General features: G+C 47.7%; 26 protein-coding genes. All 26 read right to left on the bottom strand.

All coding sequences use genetic code 11. The features are described 5' to 3' along the window. Nucleotides 1-20: 20 nt before the first annotated feature. The 26 genes from K8S19_07400 to K8S19_07275 all read right to left on the bottom strand — a co-directional run bounded on the left by K8S19_07400 (nucleotide 21) and on the right by K8S19_07275 (nucleotide 24,609). Nucleotides 21-1,010 carry a VWA domain-containing protein gene (locus K8S19_07400; protein MCD4813500.1) on the bottom strand — a complete coding sequence of 330 codons (990 nt, stop codon included), beginning with the start codon at nucleotides 1,008-1,010 and terminating at the stop codon, nucleotides 21-23. Continuing rightward, a complete protein-coding gene (locus K8S19_07395) occupies nucleotides 1,007-2,050 on the bottom strand; it encodes a hypothetical protein (protein MCD4813499.1) in 1,044 nt (347 codons plus the stop codon). Before K8S19_07395 ends, K8S19_07400 begins: the two co-directional genes overlap by 4 nt. Nucleotides 2,051-2,070: 20 nt before the next feature. Then, nucleotides 2,071-2,949 (bottom strand): DUF58 domain-containing protein, encoded by an 879-nt coding sequence (locus tag K8S19_07390; GenBank protein ID MCD4813498.1) that lies wholly within the window; start codon nucleotides 2,947-2,949, stop codon nucleotides 2,071-2,073. A 412-nt stretch (nucleotides 2,950-3,361) separates the two neighbouring features. Beyond that, complete coding sequence (locus K8S19_07385) at nucleotides 3,362-4,351, bottom strand: AAA family ATPase (protein MCD4813497.1); 990 nt, start codon at nucleotides 4,349-4,351, stop codon at nucleotides 3,362-3,364. Nucleotides 4,352-4,473: 122 nt separating this feature from the next. Further along, nucleotides 4,474-5,772 (bottom strand): SH3 domain-containing protein, encoded by a 1,299-nt coding sequence (locus tag K8S19_07380; GenBank protein MCD4813496.1) that lies wholly within the window; start codon nucleotides 5,770-5,772, stop codon nucleotides 4,474-4,476. A 121-nt stretch (nucleotides 5,773-5,893) separates the two neighbouring features. After that, on the bottom strand, nucleotides 5,894-7,354 hold the full coding sequence (locus K8S19_07375) for an SH3 domain-containing protein (protein MCD4813495.1): 1,461 nt from the start codon (nucleotides 7,352-7,354) through the stop codon (nucleotides 5,894-5,896). A gap of 237 nt (nucleotides 7,355-7,591) precedes the next feature. Further along, nucleotides 7,592-8,635 carry a HAMP domain-containing histidine kinase gene (locus K8S19_07370; protein ID MCD4813494.1) on the bottom strand — a complete coding sequence of 348 codons (1,044 nt, stop codon included), beginning with the start codon at nucleotides 8,633-8,635 and terminating at the stop codon, nucleotides 7,592-7,594. A 17-nt stretch (nucleotides 8,636-8,652) separates the two neighbouring features. Further along, nucleotides 8,653-9,510: an HDOD domain-containing protein gene (locus K8S19_07365; GenBank protein MCD4813493.1), complete on the bottom strand. Its 858-nt coding sequence runs from the start codon at nucleotides 9,508-9,510 to the stop codon at nucleotides 8,653-8,655. 63 nt (nucleotides 9,511-9,573) lie between these two features. After that, nucleotides 9,574-10,311: a PilZ domain-containing protein gene (locus K8S19_07360; protein ID MCD4813492.1), complete on the bottom strand. Its 738-nt coding sequence runs from the start codon at nucleotides 10,309-10,311 to the stop codon at nucleotides 9,574-9,576. A gap of 19 nt (nucleotides 10,312-10,330) precedes the next feature. After that, nucleotides 10,331-10,642 (bottom strand): hypothetical protein, encoded by a 312-nt coding sequence (locus tag K8S19_07355; GenBank protein MCD4813491.1) that lies wholly within the window; start codon nucleotides 10,640-10,642, stop codon nucleotides 10,331-10,333. Between the two features lie 70 nt (nucleotides 10,643-10,712). Further along, a complete protein-coding gene (locus K8S19_07350; protein ID MCD4813490.1) occupies nucleotides 10,713-11,501 on the bottom strand; it encodes a FliA/WhiG family RNA polymerase sigma factor in 789 nt (262 codons plus the stop codon). Nucleotides 11,502-11,551: 50 nt separating this feature from the next. After that, on the bottom strand, nucleotides 11,552-11,848 hold the full coding sequence (locus K8S19_07345; GenBank protein ID MCD4813489.1) for a hypothetical protein: 297 nt from the start codon (nucleotides 11,846-11,848) through the stop codon (nucleotides 11,552-11,554). 21 nt (nucleotides 11,849-11,869) lie between these two features. Continuing rightward, nucleotides 11,870-13,354 carry a sigma-54 dependent transcriptional regulator gene (locus K8S19_07340; protein MCD4813488.1) on the bottom strand — a complete coding sequence of 495 codons (1,485 nt, stop codon included), beginning with the start codon at nucleotides 13,352-13,354 and terminating at the stop codon, nucleotides 11,870-11,872. Between the two features lie 44 nt (nucleotides 13,355-13,398). Continuing rightward, nucleotides 13,399-15,480: a flagellar biosynthesis protein FlhA gene (gene flhA, locus K8S19_07335; GenBank protein MCD4813487.1), complete on the bottom strand. Its 2,082-nt coding sequence runs from the start codon at nucleotides 15,478-15,480 to the stop codon at nucleotides 13,399-13,401. Next, complete coding sequence (flhB, locus tag K8S19_07330; GenBank protein ID MCD4813486.1) at nucleotides 15,468-16,535, bottom strand: flagellar biosynthesis protein FlhB; 1,068 nt, start codon at nucleotides 16,533-16,535, stop codon at nucleotides 15,468-15,470. The genes flhA and flhB overlap by 13 nt, the downstream gene beginning before the upstream one ends. Before the next feature lie 22 nt (nucleotides 16,536-16,557). Next, complete coding sequence (locus K8S19_07325; protein MCD4813485.1) at nucleotides 16,558-17,331, bottom strand: flagellar biosynthetic protein FliR; 774 nt, start codon at nucleotides 17,329-17,331, stop codon at nucleotides 16,558-16,560. 18 nt (nucleotides 17,332-17,349) lie between these two features. After that, the gene (fliQ, locus tag K8S19_07320; GenBank protein ID MCD4813484.1) at nucleotides 17,350-17,619 is read right to left on the bottom strand and encodes a flagellar biosynthesis protein FliQ; all 270 of its coding nucleotides are present in this window, start codon (nucleotides 17,617-17,619) and stop codon (nucleotides 17,350-17,352) included. 64 nt (nucleotides 17,620-17,683) lie between these two features. Beyond that, nucleotides 17,684-18,478: a flagellar type III secretion system pore protein FliP gene (gene fliP, locus K8S19_07315; GenBank protein MCD4813483.1), complete on the bottom strand. Its 795-nt coding sequence runs from the start codon at nucleotides 18,476-18,478 to the stop codon at nucleotides 17,684-17,686. Further along, a complete protein-coding gene (locus K8S19_07310; protein MCD4813482.1) occupies nucleotides 18,475-18,912 on the bottom strand; it encodes a hypothetical protein in 438 nt (145 codons plus the stop codon). Before K8S19_07310 ends, fliP begins: the two co-directional genes overlap by 4 nt. Before the next feature lie 21 nt (nucleotides 18,913-18,933). After that, nucleotides 18,934-19,509, bottom strand: coding sequence for a FliM/FliN family flagellar motor switch protein (locus K8S19_07305; GenBank protein ID MCD4813481.1), 576 nt, complete (start codon nucleotides 19,507-19,509; stop codon nucleotides 18,934-18,936). Then, a complete protein-coding gene (locus tag K8S19_07300; protein ID MCD4813480.1) occupies nucleotides 19,493-20,485 on the bottom strand; it encodes a FliM/FliN family flagellar motor switch protein in 993 nt (330 codons plus the stop codon). Before K8S19_07300 ends, K8S19_07305 begins: the two co-directional genes overlap by 17 nt. A 10-nt stretch (nucleotides 20,486-20,495) precedes the next feature. Further along, nucleotides 20,496-21,086 (bottom strand): flagellar basal body-associated FliL family protein, encoded by a 591-nt coding sequence (locus K8S19_07295; GenBank protein MCD4813479.1) that lies wholly within the window; start codon nucleotides 21,084-21,086, stop codon nucleotides 20,496-20,498. A 365-nt stretch (nucleotides 21,087-21,451) separates the two neighbouring features. Then, nucleotides 21,452-22,273 (bottom strand): OmpA family protein, encoded by an 822-nt coding sequence (locus tag K8S19_07290; GenBank protein ID MCD4813478.1) that lies wholly within the window; start codon nucleotides 22,271-22,273, stop codon nucleotides 21,452-21,454. After that, complete coding sequence (locus tag K8S19_07285; protein MCD4813477.1) at nucleotides 22,270-23,058, bottom strand: flagellar motor protein; 789 nt, start codon at nucleotides 23,056-23,058, stop codon at nucleotides 22,270-22,272. Before K8S19_07285 ends, K8S19_07290 begins: the two co-directional genes overlap by 4 nt. Before the next feature lie 15 nt (nucleotides 23,059-23,073). After that, the gene (locus K8S19_07280; GenBank protein ID MCD4813476.1) at nucleotides 23,074-23,304 is read right to left on the bottom strand and encodes a flagellar FlbD family protein; all 231 of its coding nucleotides are present in this window, start codon (nucleotides 23,302-23,304) and stop codon (nucleotides 23,074-23,076) included. An 81-nt stretch (nucleotides 23,305-23,385) separates the two neighbouring features. Next, the gene (locus K8S19_07275) at nucleotides 23,386-24,609 is read right to left on the bottom strand and encodes a flagellar hook protein FlgE (protein ID MCD4813475.1); all 1,224 of its coding nucleotides are present in this window, start codon (nucleotides 24,607-24,609) and stop codon (nucleotides 23,386-23,388) included. Nucleotides 24,610-24,621 lie beyond the last annotated feature (12 nt).

Raw genomic sequence — 24,621 nt, 5'->3', positions numbered from 1 at the left:
TCTTTCCTTCTCTTGCGTCCTTAAGGTATTTGCCTAAACACTGTATGCTGTAAAACAAAGGCACTCCCGATCAACATCAATCCCAGTGCCAGCCACCAAAAATAGACATCACGATAGTTTGTGAATTCCACAATTTTATAGTCACTGATTTCCATACGATTAATTTTCTCAAAAATACTTTCCAGCCCTTTTTGATCCTTGGCGCGGAAATAGATCCCGCCGGTAGCCGCTGCAATCTTGCGCAGGGTGGTCTCATCCAAATCATTCCGAACCCGTTGATACCGTACTCTTCCAAAGGAATCTTTGACCGGCATCATGCCGCCTTGCGGTGACCCTGCGCCGATGGCATACACTTTGACCCCCAGCGCAGCCGCTGCCTTGGCTGCGGTCACCGGATCAATCGCCCCCATATTATTTCTCCCGTCGGTGAGTAAAATAATAATCTTGCTGGCTGCTTTGGATTCACGTAACCGCTCAGCCGCCGTCGCCAGTGCCATGCCAACCGCTGTCCCATCCACGCCGGTCATATCAATAGCCACCTGATCGATCAGGTTGAGCAGGGCGCGCTTATCTGTGGTAAGCGGACAAATGGTCATCGCAACACCGCCAAACACCACCAACCCGAGCCGGTCCCGCTTGCGATTCTCAATAAAAATCTTGGCAACTTCTTTGGCCGCACCCAGACGATTTTGCGGTTTGAAATCAACCGATTGCATGGACCCGGAAGTATCCAAACAAACGACCACATCCACACCCTTGCCGGAGATCTGCTCGGTCGTGGTGCCGAATTGAGGACGTGCCATGGCCACGGTCATCAGAACCATGCCGGCTGCCACCATCCCATACAGCATCTCATTGCTGCCAACTATTTTTTGCGGGAGAATTTTATTGATGCCTGCCAATTGCGGAAATCGCAGTCCGCCCGGTTTGCGTGTACGAAACCAGAAGAGTACACCCAGTCCGATAACCGGAACCAATAAAAGAAACCACCAGGGATTGGCAAACCTCATACGCCCGCACCCTCCCCGGAGTCTGTCTTTTCCGGCCCGCTTGCTTCAGCTGTGCGGATGATCATGTCACGAACCGCCTGCCAATCGTTATTCGTATCTTTTTCATTGGGGATCAACTTGGCAAACTTCACCATATCACTCTGTGTCAACACATTCCGAAGCACAGCATTGTCCTGGGTCTTGAGTTCCTGCGGTTTGAGTGCGCGTATCAATTCACGCGTTGTCATATCAATCGCCGGGGTTTGAAAACGCGCCTCAATATAACGGCGCAAAATATCGGAAAGCACACTATAGTAAACCTTGAATTGTCCCTGGATCAGCAATTGCGATTGTTGTAAGGCATCCAATTTTTCGAGTGCCACGCTATGTGCCGGTCGCGGCGGCACTTTGGGGCGTTGCGCAAACAATTGTCTTTGCGTGCGGCGCAAATACCACCAAATCCCCGCACCCAGCACCAAACACACGCCTGCAATGATGCCGGCGAGCCACCAGGAAAACAGACCTTCGGGTTTTTTCAACCCCCGGATGCTTCCCGGTTTATCACTCTCTTTTACGGGGAGGGGAGCGACCGTGATTTTTATGGGCAGACTGCGAAACTCTCCCGGTTTCCCGTCCTTGGTTTTGTATTTCTGAATCAGTGCGGGAAATTCCGCCTCACCGGCTAAAAAATTCTGCACCACCAGTTGATCGGTCCGCTGCCAGGCATTGCCGACATACTGCGTACCGGTACTGTTGACTGCCAAAACATCCCAATCCCCCAGCGCTTTTTTATACGCCATAGGCTCAATCGTTATGTCCGGGCGTGCAGTGATTCTGACCGCAATGGGAATCTCATCACCCACCCTCGGTGACACGAGCAGCACTTCCACGTCAACTTTCACCGGCAGTTCCTGCGGTTTGCTCAGCGCGGTTACAGAGTTAACCGGTGCGTCTCCGATTTCCATCTGGACCGCTTCAGCTCCCTGCCAGGCCAGACCCATCAGCAAGACCGCGCAAACCACGCTACTTATTTTCAAATCATTCCTACCACGATTTATCAATTCAATCCCCTGGGACCTGCTTAATGAAACCGGCGCGCACGCATCCGGAAAAACTTCACAAGCGGTTCAATATACGACTGGTTCGTCTGCAGCTCAATGCTGTCCACCTTGATTTTTTTAAACATTGCCTGCCGGACTTTTTGTTCCTGCTCACAAAACAACTGATAGGCATCCCGAAAAGCCTGCGAGCCGGTCGGCACCAACCGACTGGTGCCCTGTTCTGCGTCCTCCATGGCCACATACGGAACCGCCGGCATGGTCATCTCGCGCGGATCGCGAATTTCCACCGCAATAACATCATGCCGCCGGTTGGTGATCGCAAGTGCTTTCTCATACCCCTGCGCATGAAAATCGGACAAAACAAATACAATACAACGGCGCTTAATAATTTCATTGAGATATTCCAATGCCGGTGTCAAATCTGTTTTTTTGCCCTCCGGTTTGGCATAAAGCACATCCCGTAAAATACGCGACAAATGGGTGCTGCCTTTGGCCGGCGGAATAAACTTTTCCACCCGATCCGTAAAAAGAATCGCACCAATGCGGTCATTGTTTTTAATAGCCGTATAACTGAGTACCGCGGCAATCTCCGCAGTCATATCCGCCTTGGTACAAGCTTGCGTCCCAAACCGCTGGGAAGCGGATGCATCCACCAACAGCATAATATTCAGTTCACGCTCCTCAACAAATTTCTTGATATGAGGATGGCCGGTCCGGGCGGTGACATTCCAGTCAATCGAGCGAATGTCATCGCCGGGCAAATATTCTCTCACCTCGTCAAATTCCATCCCGCGCCCCTTGAACACACTTTCATATTGACCGGCAAAAATTTCGTTGACGATCCTGCCGGTGCGAATTTCCAGACGCCTGATTTTGGCAATAATTTCTTTGGGTAACATGTCCTGCCCCTTCCATTTCATCCCCGGCTTGAAATCCGGGGAATTCACGGCTAACATATTAAAAAATTTAAATCACTCTCAAAAAACGTGGCCGGCACCAAAACAGCAAATCACCCCGGAGTTATTTTTAGCACTGGAAAAGAATTTTGCCCATTTCCAACTTTCGGCCAAGCAGCAATCGATATACATTTTCGGAAATGCTTTAACCCTGGTAGCCGACACCCCATATTGCTTCCGAATGCCGGAGAGTCTATGTTTTATTCAGAGGAAGCGGTGTCACTGACCCAACCAAAACTACTTGCCAAGCAATACCCAGGGTAAATAACCCGGGAATTTCCGTGTTCCTCTGAATAAAACATAGACTCTCCGGCATCACTACCCTGGTGCCAACCGCAATCCATGCGGTAACAGACTACGGCACTTCCACCCCATCAAAAATACTTTTCACAATATCCTCGGAGGTCAACTGCTCGGCCTCCGCCTCATAAGTAACAATAATACGGTGACGCAAAACATCCGCCCCGACTGTTTTTACATCCTCCGGCGTGATAAACCCGCGGCCGGAAAGAAAAGCGTATGCCTTGGCTGCCATGGTTAAACTGATAGTGGCGCGCGGCGAAGCCCCATAAGCAATCAAGTCTTTTAAGTCCTTGAGCCCGGCCTGTTCCGGTTCCCGGGTGGCAAACACTAAATCAACAATATAATTTTGTATTTTTTCATCTACATAAATCTGTTCCACCAGCTTGCGTGCTTTGAGAATATCTTTGACACTTATTTTTTTCACTGCTGTAGGCTTAGCGCCCATTGTCATACGCCTGAGGATCTCTTTTTCTTCTTCACGCGTCGGGTAACCAATTTTTAGTTTTAACAAAAAGCGGTCAACTTGGGCCTCCGGCAGAGGATAGGTCCCCTGCTGTTCAATGGGGTTTTGGGTGGCCAAAACTAAAAACGGAGCTTCCAAAGGAAATGTTTTATCGCCGATGGTTACCTGCCGCTCCTGCATTGCTTCGAGCATGGCGCTTTGTACTTTGGCGGGTGCGCGATTAATTTCATCCGCCAGAACCAAGTTGGAAAAAATCGGCCCCTTTTTCACGCTAAAGCCTTCCCCTTTGGGATTATAAATCATCGTACCGATCAAATCCGCCGGAAGCAGGTCCGGAGTAAATTGAAGCCGTTGAAATCGGGCATCAATGACATCCGACAGTGTTTTAATCGTCAGGGTTTTGGCCAAACCGGGAACACCTTCCAGCAAAACATGTCCGTCAGCCAACAAACCGATGAGCAAGCCATCAATCAATTCATGCTGTCCAACAATCACCTTACCGACTTCCCGGCGTAATTCTTCGATAAACACACTCTCTTTTTTTACCTTCTCATTTAACACACGAATATCCTTGTCCATCTTTGCCTCCCCAAATAACAGTGTCATTGTGTTGAAATCATCAGATACTGCAATCGAATTTACAGTGACTGCCTTGTCACGCACTCCGTATCGCGGGCGATTACAAAACAGTGCTACTAAATTTATTCAAAATTGCGCTCCTTGTCAAGTCCCGGTTTTATCTCCAGACGATGCGTGATCCTTTGATGCAATGTTCCTTTACGGCTATGTTTTCCCAGAGAAAGATCAGATACCAACACTCGGGCAACCCGCCGGATAAAATCACCGTTAACATCGTAATCATGAATGCCGTACAAATTATGCATCACATAGGTCCTGCCTGCCACGGTCCCCAGCACCAGCATAATATGCCCGGGCATATACAACAAGGTCCGACCTCCCGGGCTTGCGGCAAGTTGTCTTTTCCTGGCTGCCGGGTCCCGGGTCAAACGGGTCGCATGCAACCCACGCTTCAGTGCGCTGGTGCTGCGGGGAAATTCTATGCCGCACACCAAACCAATACGGCGAATCATTTCAGAGCAATCGCCATAACCGCTGCCGCCGCCCCAGCCATAGGTCTGCGCTTGTACTACAAAGGCCTGCTCAATAAGCCCCCGCGGTGTCAGCGGCCGCGTCTGCGGGAGCATGGCCGCAGATGTCCGAAGTTTTCCAGATTGAAAAAACAGCTTTCCCGCCGCATCCCGCTGCGGCAACTCAAAGTGTTGCTTTTTTTTAGGGTCTAATGCCAGCCGACAACCCATCCGCGCCGTCTCTGCCGGCAATTCTCCTGAGGCATCTTCGAATAGGGCCTCGTGCGCCGCCACCACCCAGGTTGCCCTTTGACAATACTTAAAAACCTGCTCTGACTTTCCGGCAAGCGCGACATCACTTATTTGCACCCATCCAAATCCAACTGCAGAATCAACAAAATACCAAGCACCATCAAAACTGGTGTGCAAAACCACCACCGGTTCCGCCAAATGCAATCCGGAATGAAGCAGTGCATTAAATTCAAGGTCCAGTGGTTTGTTGGTTACACTTTCTTGGGTTGGGAATAATCTCAGGGCTGTTCGGCGAACCGTCATTCCCCATCTAACGGAATTAGACACCTGAACCGCAGGTGTGTTCACATTTTTTTTTATGCGCGCATAATCCGATGCTTGCATGCGGCTGCCGTCCTGCCGAAAGCGCCCTACCCTTTTTAGATAAGAATAATCACTTTTTAAAAGCGAAAGTAATGCCGCCTGTCTGATGACTTGGTGATAGGCAAACAAATCATGAATCAGTCCCCGGGATTTCCAGTGCCTTTCCAATTCATGTATTTGCTTGGCAGTGCACAAAACTTCATCAGGATTTTCCAATTTGGCAATCCAATAGTCCGGGCTTTTCATCACCGGCAGAACATGCGGCAATTGCTCAGGACCTTTTGTAATTCTAGGCACACTCACCGCCCCAAGCAGTAAGGGGGAAATCCATAGCACAATTGCCCATTGAATAACTTTTTTGACCTGATATTTTATAACCACTCTTTTTTACCCGTTTTCTACATTATATATATAATAATTAAGGTCTGACCAAATTAATAATGGATAACCTCTGAATAAGCGACCCACGCGTCGATCCCTCCCCCAAAGACAGGTCCGACACCACAACCTTGCCAATAATAATTTTCCGATCCTTGTTCGGCTTTTCTAATACGCGATATGCCCAAATATCGTGAATAGCATAATAATGCTCATTTTCGCGTCCTAAGTAAAGCATAATATGTCCGGGAAACTGGAGCAGCACCGGGTAATGAATGCCGTCCAACTCCGCCCGCCGCTGTAAAATTGTATTGCCTTTATCAAACGCATATCGGCTGCTGCCGACACGCGCCTGCGCCGAAGAATTCCTCGGCAAAACAATCCCCATGCAGGCATAAACGTCCATCACCATTTGCGAACAATCCCGGTATTCTCCCTTCCCTCCCCAAGCGTAGGGTGTCTCCAATAGTTTAAATGCCTGTTGGCAAATATTCCGGGGGGTATACGCCAGATACCCGACATGCACATCCGCTGTCCGCGGGATATAAGCTTCGTGATGGCGAATATTTCCTGCGGGCGTATGCACCGGCAGCCCGACAATATAAAAATTTGCTGTTGTCTGCAACAAGGGACATTGGGTTCCCATATACAATTTTTGAGCGACCTGGGTACTGCCACCGGCCTCCAGGACTTCAACAGAATGACCGGTCACCATAATAAATTTTTTGGGGTCCGTAAACATACGGACCGCCCTGGGATTACATTTCTCTGTAATGTGTTCCCGCAAAACCCATCCCCGGCAATATGCCGTCACGACAAAAACCCACTTCTTGTCGCGGCTTTCATGCAAAACGGCCACAGGTTGCAAAGCGCGAACCGCAGAAACCTGCAAAATATCAAAATCAATATCCCAGCGCCTGCCGGTAATCAACATGTCGGTTGGATAGTAACGCACATCGGTTCTTTGCCGGGTGAGCCCATAACGAATGGGATTGTCCTCACGCAGCGCAGTCAAATTCAAATTTTCATCCAATGCTAAAAATCCGGTCCGCGCAACAGCCCGTCCGTTGACGTCCCAACGTGTCCGCCGCTTGATGCGTTCGGTCTCATCTTTTAGATAAGTATACAGCGTGTATCCGCCCAAAGCGCCCGGACTGTAGGCTGTCGGCCGCTCTAAATTCCATTCCCCGGCCGGATTATCTTCACCCGGCCGTTCAACCTCCACATACTTGTATTCCCAAAGCTTATCCGCAAAAACATTTGTCAACAATCCACGACTATGATTTTTTCGATTTAATTTTTGAATTTCACCCGGCGAGAGCAAAAGTTGGTCGCGAAAAACATATTTCCGGATCCAATAATTGGCATCCTCCATACCGGGATGACAATTGGCCAATGGATACTCGGCAATATGCCGGGGCGGCGGGCCATCCTTACCCGGCAATACGGCACACCCGCTCATGTAGAGCAACAAAAAAACAGAGATTAAACGCTGCAGCAAAACCGGCTCCTTATGCAATATGCAAATAAATCATCCCCGCACTCCCCCGGCATCCGGCATGCGCCGGACAAGTTACGCCGGGCAAGAGCACGGGGATTCCTTCGCATATTAAATGATGTCGTCCCCAAAGTGCTCCCGCATTTTTCACAGAATCAAAATAAGCGACTTGTAAAATAATTTCAACCGCGAGCAAAACCATTATAGCAGCAACGGTTCACGGCCGGGACACTTTTTCTTTTAATCTTCCGGTTTGCACTCAGAACAAAATGGAATGGTAAAATAAAATTGTGCGCCATGATCTTTCGGCGGCAAAGGCGAAACAACGCCGACCTCACCCTGGTGCGCTTCAATCGCCAGTTTACAAAATGCCAGCCCCAGACCCGTCCCTCTGATTTCAGTGTCCTGAGGTTTGGCCCGGCCGAACATTTCAAATATTTTCTTATGACAATCCTGCTGAATACTTTCGCCCCAATTTGAAATTCGCACGACCGCCATGCCATTTTCGACCTGGGTTTCCACCGTTACCTCACTATGCCGCGGGGCATATTTAATCGCATTGTTGATAAGATTATTCATAACCCGTTCAATAATCTGAAAATCAATATTACAAATGATTGTTCTCTCAGGTGGTTGGTAATTAATCACAACCTTGTGATCGCTCATGGTGGTATTCATCAGCATGACACTTTGCTGCATCAGGCTGACCATATCGACTTCCTGAATCTGGATTTCAAATTCCTTGGAACGCAGCTTACTCATGGTTAAAATATCATCCATCATGGTGCGCAGCTTGATCGACTGTATATTCGCATCCTGCAAAAGCTCCCGCAACTGAGCATCCACATGAAAAGAATCCCGCTGTGAAAGACTCAGCGCACCCATCACCGAGGTGAGAGGATTTTTCATATCATGCACGATCATATGCATCATGGCTTCTTTACTCTCATCGAGCTCCTTTAATTCCTTGTTTTGCGCCACCAGTTGTTCTTGGGATGCCTCCAATTCACGTGTGCGCTCTTTCACCTTTTCATCCAGTACCTGATTCAATTGACGGAGTTCCGTATTTTGCCGATAATTTTCTTCAACAATCCGATGGTTTTCCTCTTGGCGGGCTATGATTTCCTGCTTGAGTTGGCGCAACCGCGCCTGATACTTTTTTATGACGGCGGCGACTTCCGGCGAATCGCCGTCCAACGGGAGCTGCTTTCCCATTGTCGCCGAGGCCGTGTGATTCCCGGATTGTTCAGGTGATGGTTTTTTCATGGTCGTCTTTCCAGCCACAGGGTCGTGATCTTCCCCTATTCAAAAAACATAGCCAATTCATTGATTTCCTGCTCAAAGTCCTCCTGGAGCACCTCAACATCCACCGCCTCCATTTCCAATCGTTCCAAAATACCGGGAACGAAGGGCTCCGGCTTGCCATAGTAAAATCCATACCTGCATTTTTTCACGATGTGATTGGCGACATACATGGCACAGGCATGCTTTTGCAACCCTTCCGGCGCATGCAGCGGTTGGTGATGATGCACAATAATCTCTCCCAGGCTTTCCGGCATCTGCCACTTATCACAGATCATTTTTGCCAGCAGGGTATGATCGACACCTAAAAATTCCTGTTCCAATTCAACAATTTCATGCCAGCCATTTTGCAGCTTGCTTAATATCGCAACAAATTCATCCCGATAAAATTGATACTCAATAATCAGCCCCACATCATGTAAAATACCGAGGGTAAAAAAGTCCTCGGCATTTCCCAGATGAAGCCTCCGCGAAATCATTTTGGCGCAAACCCCGACACCTACGGAATGTTTCCATAAATCATACCCGGAAAAAATGGAATTATTTGATCCAAAATTAAAAAATTCATTAACACTGGCATGAACCGCGATGCTTTTGACCAGATTAAATCCCAGCAGCGTAATGGCGGCACGAATATTGGTAATCTTGCCCGGCGAACCATAGTATGCCGAATTGGCCAGGGTTAATAGTTTGAGTGTGAAGCTCGGTTCATATTTAAATACCAGTTCCACACTGGCTGAGCTGGCACCGGGATCATTGATCGTCTTAAGTATTTTTGCCAATATTTGCGGCATGGGAAAAACATTCTGCAGCTTATCGGTTAGTTCCTCTATTTTCATTTTTTCTTTGCCCACCATAGGACACCCTCCTCGAACCTTCGCCGGCGTCTTTGATCGCTACAGTTTCAGTATCGGTCGCTTTCAACCGGGCATTGACTCCCAATCTTGTTTTTCTCCAATAATATGATAATTCTTTAAAAGATACATCCGCTGTAATTGATAAACAATCTGGACCATTTGATCCTGTTCCCGCCGCGATGCGTACAAAAACGCGGCGCCGAGTCGATAGCCCGCCGGCCGTTGCACACGGCACCACATAATTTCCAGCCGGCGATTTTCTCCGATATGTTTTTTTAGCACCGGATCCACCAAATCACGTGTGCTGATCACACTCCTCTGCGGAAGAAAAACCGCCGATTTAAAACCAATGCCGCCTGCGCTGATATTGCTCAATGTGACCGGAACATTACGCAGGCATTCTTTTTCCGGCAGCACCACCTTTGTTAATAAAAAGGGTTTGTCCATTTTTACTCTGAAAAACATCCGGCGCTGATTGCGCTTTACTTTGTTGGTGTGTGTAATAATCAACCCCGGAATGCGCTCGGGCAGAAAATCTGTTATTTTTCCGCGTAGCGAAAACATACCCCCTTGGTGAAACAGGGCCATATTCACCGGCATCGCTTCCTCAAAAGGAACCAGTTTCCACCAATGATCCGGCATATTGAGTTCAATCCGGTGCTGATTAAAAAAAGTAATCCGGGCATTAAATTTAAGCGGATATTTTTCCTTCATCAGCGCAAGATACAGTTCCGCTCCGGGATAAAATATTTCCTCAGATTTAATTTGTGCTGTCAGAGTATGCCGCATGACTGTTGCCACCGCTTCGCTGCTCCCTTTTTTATATCGTTACATCCAGTTTATGCTCCGGAATTTCCGCCGCTTCCCGGACCAATTCAATCTCCGGTGTCTCCTCGCTCTCCTGCTGTTCAGTCTGATGCTGTGATTTCGCACCGCTTTGATTTCGTTTTTCATCCTCAACGTGCTGGAGATCGTGTTTTGTTCCCACCTTATCCTGCTCATGGTGTTTTTCTTTTTCAATCTGGGTCGCCGGTTGATTGAGTTGAATTGCCTGTTCTTTCCGGGCAACAGCCGCTTTTTCCACCAGCGGTGTCCGGCTCAACATATTTTGTGCATCAATCGGTTCAACCATGCTCACACCACCTCCCGCAGTTCAGCTGCCAATAACCGGCCGGGTATCGGCGGGTACGGAATTATTCCGCTTATCCGCTTACTTTTATGCGGATCTTACCGCCGAATGCCGTCTCGATATCCTGCAATTGTTGCTGAAGCACCTCTATCGCTGCAGCATGGATTTGACAAATTCGGGATTCGGTCAAATCCATGACGCGGGCTATTTCTTTTAAAGTAAGTCCTTCCCGATAATACAATCCCAATACAAGGCGCGACCGCTTCGGCAGCTGATCAATTTGACTGGCAACAATCCGGTATTTTTCCGCCTGGGACAACCCATCTACATTGGGAATCCAATTCTTCATTTTTTCCATGCCCCGGGAAACACCGATGGTCTCTTCATGCTTCCAATCCAATGGTTCCGGCTTTACCGTTTTAAGACTATTCTGCAAAATGCGAAACTGGTCCAGACTGATTCCCATCTCATCAGCGGTTTCCTCTTCTGTGGGAGACCGTAAAAATTTGTGCTGCAAATATTCTTTTATTTTTTCTAAATTCTGTTTTTGGCGCCGACTGCGGGATGAAAATCCGTCCAATGTCCGTAACTCATCATAAACAGCCCCGCGGATACGCTTATAGGCAAATTCAATAAATGGAATATTGAAACCGGGATCAAATTTTTCGATCGCATTAATCAATCCCACCACACCCGCATGCACCAGATCCTCCTGATCAAGTGCGCCATCGCTGATATATATATACATCCGCCCAACAATGCGTTTCACCGCCCGCAAATGGCGTTCGCATATCCGCGTATAGGCATCGGGATCATTCTGTTCTTTATATGCTTGCCAATCTTTTACTTCTTCCGGGTCCATGAACTTGTGCCCCCCACTTCCAGACAGATGCTCTTCGTCGAAAACAGCCTTTATCCGGTTTTATGTCCGACCGCTGCCTTTTTACTAATTGCCGGTTTTTTTTGTACCGGGTTTCCCGCTGTCTGTTTTTCTGTCTGACTGACTTGCTCTTCCTTACTTTCCCGGGGTTGTAAATACGCCAGGATAAACACTCCCATTAAAAAAACCACGCACCCATAAATCAACGTAATCAGACTACTCCTATATAGAATCGTCCATATTGCGTGTTGCTGAACCGTCTCAACGACAATACTCACCGCCAATACGACCGGTAGACTGGTGCTGATCCAAATCCAGATCCAAGCCATCTGATGACCTCCTCTCTTTCCCTAAAATTGTTTAAAATTACGTAAATTATTTTGCTCCCCAACATACGGCAGGACCGGTTCGGAACCCGTATCTTCCGGGTGCGACTCGCGCTCGATATGATATTGCTTAAGCTTGTTAAACAAAGTCTTGTAATCAATCCCCAACCACTTGGCGGTCTTAACTTTGTTATTGCCGGATTTCTCCAGTGCCCGCTGGATAAGGCGCCGCTCAATACGCGACACCACCTCCTTGGAAACTTCCTTGATCGGCCGGATTTCGTCCAGATCCGCTTCAATCATAAAAGAATGCTGCTTCGGCTTATGACCTGCGCTAAGTTCGCTGGGAAGATGCTCGGGACGCAACTGGTCGACAGCCAATATCACACCACGCTTTATTACCGCCTGGAGTTCGCGGACATTGCCGGGCCAAGGATGGGTTGCCAAACAGTGATGCGCCTCCGGTGAAATTTCCGTAATCTGCTTTTGAAATTCCCGGTTGAATTTATCCAGAAAAAATTTTGCCAAAATTTGTATATCATCACCGCGCTCCCGCAAAGGTGGAATATGCAGCGGAAATTCATTTAGCCGGTAAAAAAAATCCTCGCGAAACAGTCCTGACCGGATACTTTGCTTTAAATCAAGATTGGTTGCCGTGATCAAACGCAGATCAATGGGTATCTGTATTTTACCACCCAACCGGTATATCACCCGCTCCTGGATGACGCGCAGAAGCTTCATCTGCATGGCCAAAGGCATGTTTCCGATCTCATCTAAAAACAGGGTTCCTTGGTCCGCCATTTCCAGCCTGCCGATTTTTCTCTCCTGCGCACCGGTAAAGGCCCCTTTCTCATATCCAAAAAGTTCGCTCTCAATTAAATTTTCAGGTATGGTGGAACAATCGATACAAATGAAGGGTCCTTTTTTTCGTGTACTGTTAAAATGAACCGCCTTGGCTAATAATTCTTTACCCGTCCCGCTCTCCCCAAGGATTAAAACCGCGATATTATGCTGACTGGCCAATTCAATCTGCCGGTAAATATTTTGGATCTCCGGGCAATTACCAATAATTTGTTTGGCCTCCCAGGTCAAGGCTGCCTGGCGTTTGAGCGTTTCCACCTCAGAAACCAGTTTTTTTGTCCGCAAGGCGTTCCGTAACGTGATCTTCATTTCCTCTACGTTGATTGGTTTGGTTAAAAAATCATAGGACCCCAGCTTCATTGCCTGAACTGCGGCTTCAAAACTCTCAAACGCCGAAAGGATGATAACCATCATCTGTTTGTCAAATTCCCGGATTTTCCGCAAAACCTCCAACCCGTCCATTCCAGGCAGGCGAAGATCCAAAAAAACAACATCAGGATTTTCCGCCTGGACCATGGCCAGCCCATCGAGACCATTGTCCGCCACCAGTGGAATATGCCCTTCCTCTTCCAAAATCCGGGTGATCAACCAGCAAATTTCCGGTTCATCATCAATGGCTGCAATTTTCATTTTTTTATTTCTTTCCATACTATTTCACGCCTTTCTTCCAACTTACCGGTCCGCCCTGTCAGCTAACTGGGTGCCGGTAAATCCACCATCCCCAGCGACTGTACTTTAAATTGTTGTGGAATTTCGCTGTAGGACAACACGACCAACTGGGGAAAAACCCTCTCGGTCAACCTTTTCAAATGAAACCGCACCTGCGGAGAACACAACACTACGGGTATCCTGGTTTTCGGCAAAACTTTTTCCATAATCCTGCCCAGTTGTGAATAAAGTTTCTGCAACAGTCCCGGTTCAACACTATAGGTAAATCCATGCGGTGTATTTTGAACGGATTCCGCAATGATGCGTTCAATTCCCGGGTCAATCGTCAAGACCGACATAATATTTTTATCACTCTGGAATTGCTGGCAGATGGAATTTCCCAGTGCCAGCCGCACCTGTTCTGTCAGCATATCAATATCTTTATTATTTTTAGCACTATTCGACAATGTCTCTAAAATCGTGACCATGTCGCGAATCGGTACGCGCTCCCGCAGCAGATTTTTCAGGACTTGCTGCACTTCACCCAACGTCATCATGTTGGGCAGCAGTTCATCCACCACGCTCGGATAGGTTGGACGCAAGTGATCCACCAAAACCTGAACTTCCTGCCGTCCCAAAATTTCATGGGCATTGCTCTTGAGCACTTCCATCAGGTTGGTAATCAACACTGTGGCGGCATCTACCACCGTATGCCCCAGCGTCTCTGCCTTGTCCCGCCAGGTCTCGGTAACCCAATACGCATCCAAATTAAATGTCGGCTCCTTGGTCTTAATCCCGGGAATATTTTCTTTGATCCCGGCCGGATTCATTGTCAGAAAATGCCCGGGATATATTTCCGCACTGGAACGCTCCACACCTTTGATCTTGATAATATATTTATTTTGCGCCAGCTTGATATTGTCTTTGACCCGGATGGGCGGCACAACAATACCCAGTTCCACCGCCAAATTCTGCCGGACCATTTTGATGCGGTTGAGTAAATTGCCCCTGCGTTGGGAGTCCACCATCCCCAGCAGTCCGTAACCTAATTCCAGTTCTACCGGCGGCACCAATAAAAAGGGTGCCACCATTTCCGCAGGTTCCTCTTCCCGGGCTTGCCCGTCTGCCGGCTGTGTCACTTGTTTTTTCTGGGATGATTCCACTACTTTGGCTGTCAGGATAAGCATCAGGCTGATAATCCAGAATGGAATTGTCGGCATCTCGGTAAAAAAACCCGACAACCCGAACAGAAACGTGGCAAATGCAACCACCTTCAGCGCAACCGGCCGGGCGGTCATTTGTTGAAGCGTATCCTCCCCCAGGGTTGAGTGGGAGGCGGCGCGGGTAATAATAATCGCTGAGGATACCGCCACCAAAAAGGACGGCAAAATAATCACCAAACCTTCGCCGATGCTAAGCAGGGTGTATGTTCTAAAAATCTCTGTCCAGGACAGCTGACTTTTAACAAACCCGACAATAATACCGCCAATAATATTAATGACAATAATAACAAATGATGCAATGACATTTCCCTTCACAAATTTACTGGCACCATCCATGGCCCCGTAAAAATTAGCCTCTTCCCCGATCTCCGTGCGCTTTTCTTTCGCTTCCTCATTGGTGATGATTCCGGCATTGAGGTCTGCATCAATGGACATCTGCTTTCCCGGCATTGCATCCAATGTGAACCGGGCCGAGACCTCGGAAATACGCTCCGCGCCCTTGGTAATAACCAGGAATTGTACAATGCTTATGATAATGAAAAGGACCAACCCCACACCGGCATTCCCGCCGGTCATCACCTCACCAAAACCGCGGATAACCTCCCCGGCATGTGACTCGGTTAAAATTTTTCGGGTGGCTGCAATATGCAGCGTTAAATCAAACAGTGTCATAATCAATAAAATCGAAGGAAAGGACGAAAACTCCAGGGGTTTTGTAATATAAATAGACACCATTAAAATCACCAGTGCCAACCCCAAATTAGCCACAATGAGAAAACTGAGAATCACGGTCGGTAGTGGAATAACCATGATGACCAGGAGCATGATGATCCCAAAAACAATACCCAGCTCGCCTATTTTCGCAAATGAAATTCCCGATGGTTGCGTCTTTATGTCCGCCATCCGCGTTTACTCCTTAACTTGTAGAGTGCTGCCAGCACTTCCGCGACCGCCCGATATAATTTGGGTGGAACTTCCCGGCCTATTTCCACATTATGGTACATGGCGCGGGTCACAAGTTTGTTCTCAATCACCGGCACCTGATGTTTACGGGCAATCCGGATAATCATTTTTGCCCAGAGCCGTTCTCCTTTGGCAACAACCTTGGGAGCACGCATTTTAAATTGATCATACCGCAGGGCGACTGCATAATGCGTCGGGTTGGTTGTGACCACATCGGCTTTGGCAACCTCGGCCGCCATACGGCTCTGCGCCAAACGACGGTGCTTGGCCCGGCGTGACGACTTTATTTTCTGATCACCTTCCGCCTGGCGGTATTCATCTTTGACTTCCTGCTTGGTCATGCGCATTTTTCGCTCAAACTCATACTTTTGCCAAACATAGTCCGCGATTCCCACCACAAAAAAAAACATCCCCAGCCGCCAAATAACATCCCAAAAAAGTTTTGTCGCTGCCGGCAGGCTTTGCTTGAGCGGAGACCCGATGTGAGCAACCATGATCGGCAGATGCTCCTTCACGGTAAACCATACGATGACGGACACAATGCCTATTTTGACGACTGACTTCACCAGCTCAATCCAGCCGCGCATCCCGAATATTTTTTTTACACCGTTGATCGGACTTAGTTTGCTGAATTTTGGCTGCATCGCTTGAGGTGTAATTTTAAACCCGACTTGAATAAAATTGATGATTGTCATAGCAACCATAATCGCCGCCATAATCGGCAGCAGTATCATCACGACCTTGCCGCCTGCCAGACGCATGACTTCAACCACACTGGCTTGATTCAAAGGGACCTTTTCCAGGGTATTGAGCATTTCATGCAGCAAATTTGAGAATTGACCGAAAATATATCCTCCCAGTACAAATACAACCGAAAGACCGACAATCATATTCATGGCTGCACCCAATTCCATACTGCGGGCGACTTCACCGCGATCCCTTGCTTGCGACCGTTTTTTCGGCGTACATGGTTCGGTTTTATTGGTATCCGCCATAATTCATTTCCCTTTTTTAAACTTACGGTGCAAATTGTCTGATCAAGCTGTAAAATGATGCCGCCCACTGTTTAAAAATGGTAATCTCTGCAAACAAAAGGTTGTAAATAATAAGGAACAGTAAAAAAAACGCCACTGCAATTTGTATGGGTAGTCCCACAATAAAAATATTGAGCTGCGGCATGGTTTTTGCCATCATCCCCAGCATAAGATTGGTAATAAAAAGCGTCATAATCACCGGGAGCGCCAGTTGCATTCCAATCGCAAAAAGCTGCCCGGTCATATGTACCCACATGGACAACGTTCCGATCCCGGCGGGCATATCAAAAACCGGCAAAATCCGGTAACTTTGATACAGTCCCTGAATCAACCAGTGATGACCGTCAATGGTGACAAACACCAGCAATGCCATAATGTAAAAGAAGGTACCAATAAAGGTTGCACGCTCCTGAGTAAATGCCATAAACGTGGCGCCCGCTGAAAACATCATCTGAAATCCCAGAAATTCTCCGGCAGCTTGAAAGGCGAACAAAATCAATGTGATCGACAGCCCCATGGCAAATCCAACCACCAATTCCTTTATCAAAAACAGCATAAAAAGAGGGATGCTTAACGTGGCCCCTGAACTTTCCACCAGCGGCAATCCCATACAAACCAACGTGAGTACCACGGCGATGACCACTTTAATCTGATTGGGTACATTTTTTCCGCCAATGACCGGCGCAACGGAAACCAAGGCCGCCGACCGGCCCAGGCCGATGACCAATGTTTGCCACATCGCAATCAGACCTTCCATGCGGTACTCCTTTCCAACCTACCGGACAAAATTCGGGATATTCGAAAATATCTGATAGGCAAAACTTGTCAGCATTTTTATGATAAACGGACCAAAAACCAGGAGTGCTATGAACACTGCAAATATTTTCGGAATAATTGCCAAGGTCATTTCCTGGATTGAGGTCACTGCCTGAAAAACACTGACCACCAAGCCGACAAACAGTCCCAGTCCTAGTGCGGGTCCTGATGCCAGCGTCACCATCAGCAACGCATCCTTGGCCAATTTCATCACTACCAGTTCATTCATTTTCTACACTCCGGTTACGCTTATCATGTCATCGCTTTATCGATAGGCATAAACCTGTGAATTTTCATTGAAAACTTTTTAATAATGACGTCACGATTAAATTCCAGCCGTCAATTAAAACAAATAAGAGAATTTTAAATGGCAGGGATATCATAATCGGCGGCAGCATCATCATACCCATCGAAAGTAAAATACTCGCCACAACCATATCCACCACGATAAAAGGCAGATACAGCAAAAACCCAATCTGAAATGCCACTTTAAGTTCACTGATTAAAAATGCCGGAATCAATGTTATAAATGTAATTTCATGATGGTCCTTAGGTCTGGGTTTATTCGCCAGTTTAAGAAAAAGCGATAAATCTTTGGGTCGCGTATGCTTCAGCATGAAAATCCGGATTGGCTCGGGCCCCTGCCGGGCGACCTCTTCCCAGGAGATTTCCCCATTTTGATAAGGTTGGACCACCTTGGTCTGGATTTCGTCCCACACCGGCATCATATTAAACGCGGTCAAAAACAGAGCAATCGCAATCATCACCTGATTAGGCGGCACATGCTGAACACCCATGGCCTGCCTAAGAAAGGTCAGCACAATAATAATCCGGGTAAATGAGGTGCACATAATCATGATCGTGGGTGCCAATGTAATCACAGTAAACAGGATAAATATTTTGAGTGTCCCGGAAAGGTCCTGCGGTTTGCCGCTGTTATTGACCGATAGTACCAGACCGGAATTTTGGCCGGTTCCCTGACCAAAAGATATATTCAAGCCTCCCGGAGCAGCGGTTGCAGCGCTCGCATGCGTTGCCAGCAGCAAACCACAGCCGATAAAAACAAGCACCATCCAACGCATGTTCATTGACGGGTCCCTTTCAAATTCAATCCTTTTCGCAATATTTCCTGAAATGATAATGGCCCGGACTTTGGTTTTTCATTTTTTTTCCCAGGTCCTTTCCACAAGGCTGACCGGCTCACCTGGGGAATTGCGGTTGCCAGTTCAATTTGCTTCCCCCGTGTAATGATGCATTGCACGCCTTGCTCATCCTCCAATAACACCAGGGTCTGATTTGTATTAAAACGGCTGTAAAATAAAAGTGTGTCCTCTTGGGCGTACGGGAGGTTTTTTTGCATGAACCCAAACCGCCTGGCCAGCCATGCCAGCACAAGCATGATCCCGATCACCAACAAAAGCGAGAGCATAAACTGTCCCAATGGCAGGTCACTCATTCCTTGATAAGCGGCCGCCTGGCTGACAACCGTATTGTTCCAATAGTCTGCAGCACTTGTTTCCATACAGTTAGTCTCCGGTTTTTATTAGTGAAGCAGTTTGGTGATCCGCACACCGAACTTATCCCCAATTACCACAACTTCTCCACAAGCATAGGGATTCCCGTTAATCAGCAGGCGTACTTGATCACCGATGGTTTGATTCAGCTCAATAATCGATCCCACGTTGAGATTAAGAATTTTTTCGACGGTCAATACCGTATTTCCCAATTCCACGCTGGCATCCAGATCAACGTCCTTGAGATATTCAATTTTTCCCAACGCTTTGGTTGTGATGGTATCTTCCAGTTGCGGAAATTTTGCTCGATGCACAGATTCGTTTTCCTGAAGAACTTTTGCCGCCGGCCTGTCATAAATTCTGGGTTCCAGGTCCGTCTCGGAGTTATCTCCGGCAGATGCTTCCCGCGCTTCTTCCGGCGGGACTTCCAGTGGTTCTGCCGACACCTCCGGCTGCATGTCCGGTTCCGCTTTGGCTGCCGAATCAAGTGATACGGCCTGAACCGGCGCCTCGTCACCCACGACCGCATCCACCGCTGCAACGCCGGCGGAGGGCTCACCGGTTGACGGTATTTCCTGATTTTTTATTTCACTCTGACTTTCCATGATTCTCTCCTTTGTCTGGCTTTCCGGCATCCTTTGGCTCATCCTGAGGCGCGACGAGCTTGATCGCCAATTGATTTCCGCTTTGACCTAAATAACCCTTAAACTTGGCTCTTTTATCAACAAAAACATCAAAGGGTTCCCGAATACTATGGTTAAGTTGAAGGCAATCGCCTTCCTGGAGGTTACTGAAATCTGAAACTTTTATTTTTGAATTACTCAACCGAACACGTATCACCAATGGGGTTTTTTCCAGAGCGGAATGAGCGCCATCTTTGGTTTGTGGTGAAGTCATGGAATCCGCAGTCGCCTCGGGGAAGGGTGCGGGTTCTTCAACCCATGACTTCACCACGCTGTAGGGATAAACCAATGTCAGTTTTCCCTGATGGCCGTTAATACGCACATTAAGGCTGCCTAACAAAAGAACTTCATAAGGAAGAACTCCGGAAAAAGATTCCGGCCCTTCTTGAATGGCCTCACAGTTTCCTTGGGGCGCCGGTTTATCCTCAAAAACTTCCTGCAAAGCCTGAAAAGTTATTTTGGTAAAACGTTTTAAAATATCTTTTTCAAATTCAGACAACTCTTTGTCCGTAAAAAGAACATCTCCGGATCCGCCCAGTAATTTTTCAATAATAAAAAACGCCATGTCGCGCGGCCAGATCAGATACATATGACCGGTTCCGGGTTGAAGCGCAATATTGCTGGTAATCGTATCCTTGTGATCTTGTTCCACAAAATCAGATCCCTGGACCTGCTCCAAACCCATGAAGGCAAGCTCTGTCTCGCAATGAAATATTTCCTCCAGATACTTGGCCAATTGTGCCGCCAGCCGGGAATGCAGTCCACCAAACCAGATTCTCTGACTCTGGTTCATTTTTCTGGCAATCCTAAAATCATGCCGCCGGACACCTACCGGTAAATCAGAAGGCCGCTCAGCTTTTTTACTCTTTTTTTCGAGTGTGTTGATACTCTTTGCCATAGTCAATTCCTTATTGCAATGTAAATGCAGTAAAATAGACTGAGATATTCTCTGTTTCCAATTCCTTTTCCAGGCGAAGCTTGATGGTTTCCTTGAGTTCTTTTTTTCCATTAACGGAAACCAACGCCGCCATAGGGTAGGTTGAAATAACCGAAATAATCACATCGCGGATAACCGGTTCCTGGCTTTTTATTTTTATAAACACCGCCGGTTTTGGGCTCGCTGCTTCTTCACCGCCGCCATGTCCTCCGCCATGCCCCCCGCCGTCTTTTTTCTCCGCAGGGTTTTCATGGACGGGGTCCGTAAGGCTGCCAAGGCTGACCGTGGTCCTTAAATAATGACTTATTTCCGCATCTGCCAGATTGACCAAAAATTCCATTGGTTCGTAAAAAACCATGACTCCTTTACTCTCTTCGTGTTTTTCTTCCTCGCCATGCGGATGGCTGTTCATTTTTTCAATATTAGCGGATATGCTTTTAACCGCCATGGTGGTTGATAAAAACGGAACAATCACCGCCGCGAGCAAAACAACAATCAGGAGCAGTTTAAGCTGCTGCGTAGAGTCACCTTTTTTTTCTTGCGCACCTTTATCTTTGTCCATGATCTCCCTCGCTTTTTTTTAGTATAGATGATTGACGATACTGTATTAAGCAACTACTGTGCCAATATGGATATGTCGGGGTGGTTAGGGATTTTTTTCCATGGAGAAATACCTTGTTTTTATTAGTTATTATTTGACCAGGGTATCAACAAAAAAGGATGCGGTTTTATTTCCATCATTTTTACCGAAATGGGAAACGGATTCCATAGGTCAAGGGTGTATTGTATGGAATTCATTTCCTAAAACAAATACCCCTCTAAAAAGTAGTAGGGAATGGTCGCGACCATTCCCTACTATCGATTAAGACCTGTACACATTGTTTCTTCACTATTCCCAATACTTCTTGTGTTTTTTAGGATCGCTAACTAATCCTGATAAATAAAAATCCGGACGCGGTCATCCCGGTTTTTGGCCACGGTGGTGCCCCGGCTGTTTTTTTCAGGCCGGTACTGGCCAAAACCGGTCACCGATACTCTGGCGGGATTAATTTTTTTACCTTCCATCAAAAAATTAACCACAGCCATTGCACGCGCTGTGGACAATTCCCAACTATTCCGAAAGTGAGAATTTCCTTCTTGGGTAAACGGGCTGGTATATCCTTCAATGGAGACTTCATTGGCGAGGGAACTTAGCACCCCTGAAACCGCCAAGAGAATATTTTCCGCCTCATCGTTTAACTGCGCGGTTCCTTTGGGAAAAAAAATCAGATCACCCACCAATTCTATTGAAACACCCTTGCGTTCCCGGACCACCCGCGCCGCATCCCCTTGCGTCACCCCCACCAAGCTTTTATTAATTTTTCCGGACAGCTTATCCACCCGCTTGGCGCGACGCTGTGCAGCTGTCATGCCGGTTTTTCTATTCCCGGCCCGCTTGGCAATTTTTCCTTGTGGAACAACCTGAGATTTTTGAGATATCGGCGGCATGGCCATGATATCCACCTGCGGCATGGGTCGGTGGCTTACACCGCGTTCAATCATAGAGTCACCGCTCTGCTTTTTTCCGATGGAAGGTCCGTTGAAACCGGAGCGAATACCAATCGCCGCAGCCTTAAACTTCTCCAAATTGATCACCGACATGGAATACATCATCATAAAAAATGCGACCAGCAGAGTAATCATATCGGCATAGGTGAGCAGCCATCGCTCGGCATTCTCTTCTTCTTCGTGCTTTTTCTTTCTACTCATTTTTTTGCACCTTTAAGATTTTCCGCTACCAGCGCGCGCTGCTTGGGCGGCAGAAAACTGAGAAGTTTTTCTTCCAATATTCTGGGATTGTCCCCCCCCTGAATGGAAATAATGCCTTCCAAAATAATACGGCGTTCCAGGACCTCTTCCTCGCTGACCCGTTTAAGCTTGTTGCCGATCGGAATGTAAACCAAATTGGCCGATCCCACACCATAGAGCGTGGCAATAAATGCCGCAGCAATGGCCGGGCCCATCGTATCCGGGGATGAAATGTTGGCCAGCATATGCACCAAACCCAGCACGGTCCCGATAATACCCAGGGTGGGACCAAATCCGCCCATCGTCACAAATATTTTTTGCCCGCCTTTATGCCGCTCCTCCAATAACTCTAAGTCTGTTTCCAAAATAAGGCGTACCTGCTCTGCATCAAGACCATCAACCACAATCTGGATCGCTTTTTTAAAAAACTCGTTTTTGATGTTCTCGCTCACACGCTCTAAAGAAAGCAGTCCTTCTTTCCGAACCGTCCGGGAAAGCTCCACCAGCATGCCGATGGTATCATCCAGGTTGATTGCCTTGCTAAAAAAAGCATTCTTAGCCACATTGGGTAAATTGAGGATATCCTCTTTGGACTGACCGACAATGGTGACACCGATTGTCCCCCCCACCACCAGTATAAAGGCTCCCAAATTCCACAAAGATGAAAGATGGCCGCCTTCTATATAGACCAGAGAAACAACTGATCCCCAAGCCAGTAGCAATCCAAATACTGTTGCCAGATCCATTCGCGCCTGCCTCTTTTATTTACTTTTCTTTTGCCGGTCCTGCGGATTTTGCTTTTTTACACGCTTGGGTAAAAGACTTTGCTGCCAATGAACAATTTTCGCCAGCAAAAGCCCCATCGGATCAAGGACCACAATTTTATTACCTGAATGAAACGTTATGGTGGTGTCCGGCAATGCCTCAATCGTCTCAATCCATTGCTCATTAATGTAAATGCTGTCACCGTTCAATTTTGAAAGTTCAATCATAATTGATCTCCTCACCCCGTGTGGTCTCCCTGCCTAAGTGATTTTTACTCACTCAGGCAGGGACTGCTTTTCCCGGAGTGATTACCGTTTCATATTAATTAATTCCTGTAAAATCTCATCGGATGTGGTGATAATGCGTGAGTTGGCCTGAAATCCACGCTGTGTAACAATCATGTCGGAAAATTCCGAAGCCAAATTAACATTGGACATTTCCAAAGACCCTGCCTGGATCCCGCCGCGAGCGCCGGTATTGGCGGTTCCCACCTGGGACACACCGCTATTGACTGACTCCGCCCAAAGGTTGTCTCCCTCTTTCATCAAGCCGCTGTTATTAGTGAACCGAGCCATGCTGATCTGCCCCATGGTCTGAATAATCCCATTGTCGAACACACCGCTTACAATACCGCTGTTACTGATATTAAAAGCTGTCAGAGTTCCGGGAGGATAGCCGTCCTGTCCAAAAAGATTCACCGTGTTTCCCGAAGCCAACTGCGTGGTGGTGGAAAAATCAATTGCCACCGGCAGCGGCGTCGTCGAACCGTTGGTGGTTGCAATGCTTAGCGTACCGGTCTGGGTATTAAGTGACCCGTCTGCGTTGTAGGTCAAAGTCCCGCCATTGACCGGGGGCGCTGAGACGATCCCTGTACCGGAAGCAACCCAGTCCCAGGTATTGACACCTGTCTTGGTATAGGTCACCGTCGCATTGTGGCTGTCACCCAGGGAATCATAAACAATGAAGGTATTGCTATAGGTGTCACCCACGGCTGCGGTTGAGTCCAGATTGCCAATCACTTCGGCATTGGCGGTCTGCAAAGCGGTCATTTCAGCGGCAATTGGTATCTGAATGTCTCCGATCGGCTGGGTGGTATCCAGGACACCGTTGATCGCCGTCCACCCCTGAACCTTGAGTCCGTTACTCGGCTCAACCATAAACCCATCAGCATCCAATCCAAAACTACCGTCACGGGTATACCAGTTTTGCGCACCATCACCTAAAATAAAAAAACCGTCCCCCTGAATCGCCAAATCAGTCATCACACCTGTCGATTGAAGCGCTCCTTGGGTATGGATATTGGTGATGGATGCCATGTTGACACCTAATCCAACCTGCAGCGGATTAGTCCCGCCGCGGCCGCCCTGGCTGGGACTGGCACCGGAAAGTGTTTGCGACATCATATCGCTGAAATTAACCCGCCCTGATTTGTACCCCGAAGTATTGACATTGGCGATGTTGTTACCCACAACATCCAAACGTGTTTGATGACTGGTCAATCCTGATATTCCTGTAAACAACGAACGTAACATGACTTTCTCCTC

Source organism: bacterium, from assembly GCA_021108215.1.
GTDB lineage: Bacteria > Oederibacteriota > JAAXVQ01 > JAAXVQ01 > JAUVAV01 > JAIORK01.
This window is presented reverse-complemented; position numbering and strand designations above follow the sequence as displayed.

Excerpts from the sequence above, each read along its gene's own strand:
- K8S19_07355 (MCD4813491.1), bottom strand. The coding sequence starts at position 10,642 with ATGGTTGAACCGATTGATGCACAAAATATGTTGAGCCGGACACCGCTG.
- K8S19_07290 (MCD4813478.1), bottom strand. The coding sequence starts at position 22,273 with ATGAGTAGAAAGAAAAAGCACGAAGAAGAAGAGAATGCCGAGCGATGG.
- flhB (MCD4813486.1), bottom strand. The coding sequence starts at position 16,535 with ATGGCGGATACCAATAAAACCGAACCATGTACGCCGAAAAAACGGTCG.
- K8S19_07275 (MCD4813475.1), bottom strand. The coding sequence starts at position 24,609 with ATGTTACGTTCGTTGTTTACAGGAATATCAGGATTGACCAGTCATCAA.
- K8S19_07340 (MCD4813488.1), bottom strand. The coding sequence starts at position 13,354 with ATGGAAAGAAATAAAAAAATGAAAATTGCAGCCATTGATGATGAACCG.
- K8S19_07365 (MCD4813493.1), bottom strand. The coding sequence starts at position 9,510 with ATGGTGGGCAAAGAAAAAATGAAAATAGAGGAACTAACCGATAAGCTG.
- K8S19_07345 (MCD4813489.1), bottom strand. The coding sequence starts at position 11,848 with ATGGCTTGGATCTGGATTTGGATCAGCACCAGTCTACCGGTCGTATTG.
- K8S19_07325 (MCD4813485.1), bottom strand. The coding sequence starts at position 17,331 with ATGGAAGGTCTGATTGCGATGTGGCAAACATTGGTCATCGGCCTGGGC.
- K8S19_07350 (MCD4813490.1), bottom strand. The coding sequence starts at position 11,501 with ATGGACCCGGAAGAAGTAAAAGATTGGCAAGCATATAAAGAACAGAAT.
- K8S19_07295 (MCD4813479.1), bottom strand. The coding sequence starts at position 21,086 with ATGGACAAAGATAAAGGTGCGCAAGAAAAAAAAGGTGACTCTACGCAG.
- fliP (MCD4813483.1), bottom strand. The coding sequence starts at position 18,478 with ATGAACATGCGTTGGATGGTGCTTGTTTTTATCGGCTGTGGTTTGCTG.
- K8S19_07385 (MCD4813497.1), bottom strand. The coding sequence starts at position 4,351 with ATGGACAAGGATATTCGTGTGTTAAATGAGAAGGTAAAAAAAGAGAGT.
- fliQ (MCD4813484.1), bottom strand. The coding sequence starts at position 17,619 with ATGAATGAACTGGTAGTGATGAAATTGGCCAAGGATGCGTTGCTGATG.
- K8S19_07310 (MCD4813482.1), bottom strand. The coding sequence starts at position 18,912 with ATGGAAACAAGTGCTGCAGACTATTGGAACAATACGGTTGTCAGCCAG.
- K8S19_07305 (MCD4813481.1), bottom strand. The coding sequence starts at position 19,509 with ATGGAAAGTCAGAGTGAAATAAAAAATCAGGAAATACCGTCAACCGGT.
- K8S19_07280 (MCD4813476.1), bottom strand. The coding sequence starts at position 23,304 with ATGATTGAACTTTCAAAATTGAACGGTGACAGCATTTACATTAATGAG.
- K8S19_07300 (MCD4813480.1), bottom strand. The coding sequence starts at position 20,485 with ATGGCAAAGAGTATCAACACACTCGAAAAAAAGAGTAAAAAAGCTGAG.
- K8S19_07285 (MCD4813477.1), bottom strand. The coding sequence starts at position 23,058 with ATGGATCTGGCAACAGTATTTGGATTGCTACTGGCTTGGGGATCAGTT.
- K8S19_07390 (MCD4813498.1), bottom strand. The coding sequence starts at position 2,949 with ATGTTACCCAAAGAAATTATTGCCAAAATCAGGCGTCTGGAAATTCGC.
- flhA (MCD4813487.1), bottom strand. The coding sequence starts at position 15,480 with ATGGCGGACATAAAGACGCAACCATCGGGAATTTCATTTGCGAAAATA.
- K8S19_07400 (MCD4813500.1), bottom strand. The coding sequence starts at position 1,010 with ATGAGGTTTGCCAATCCCTGGTGGTTTCTTTTATTGGTTCCGGTTATC.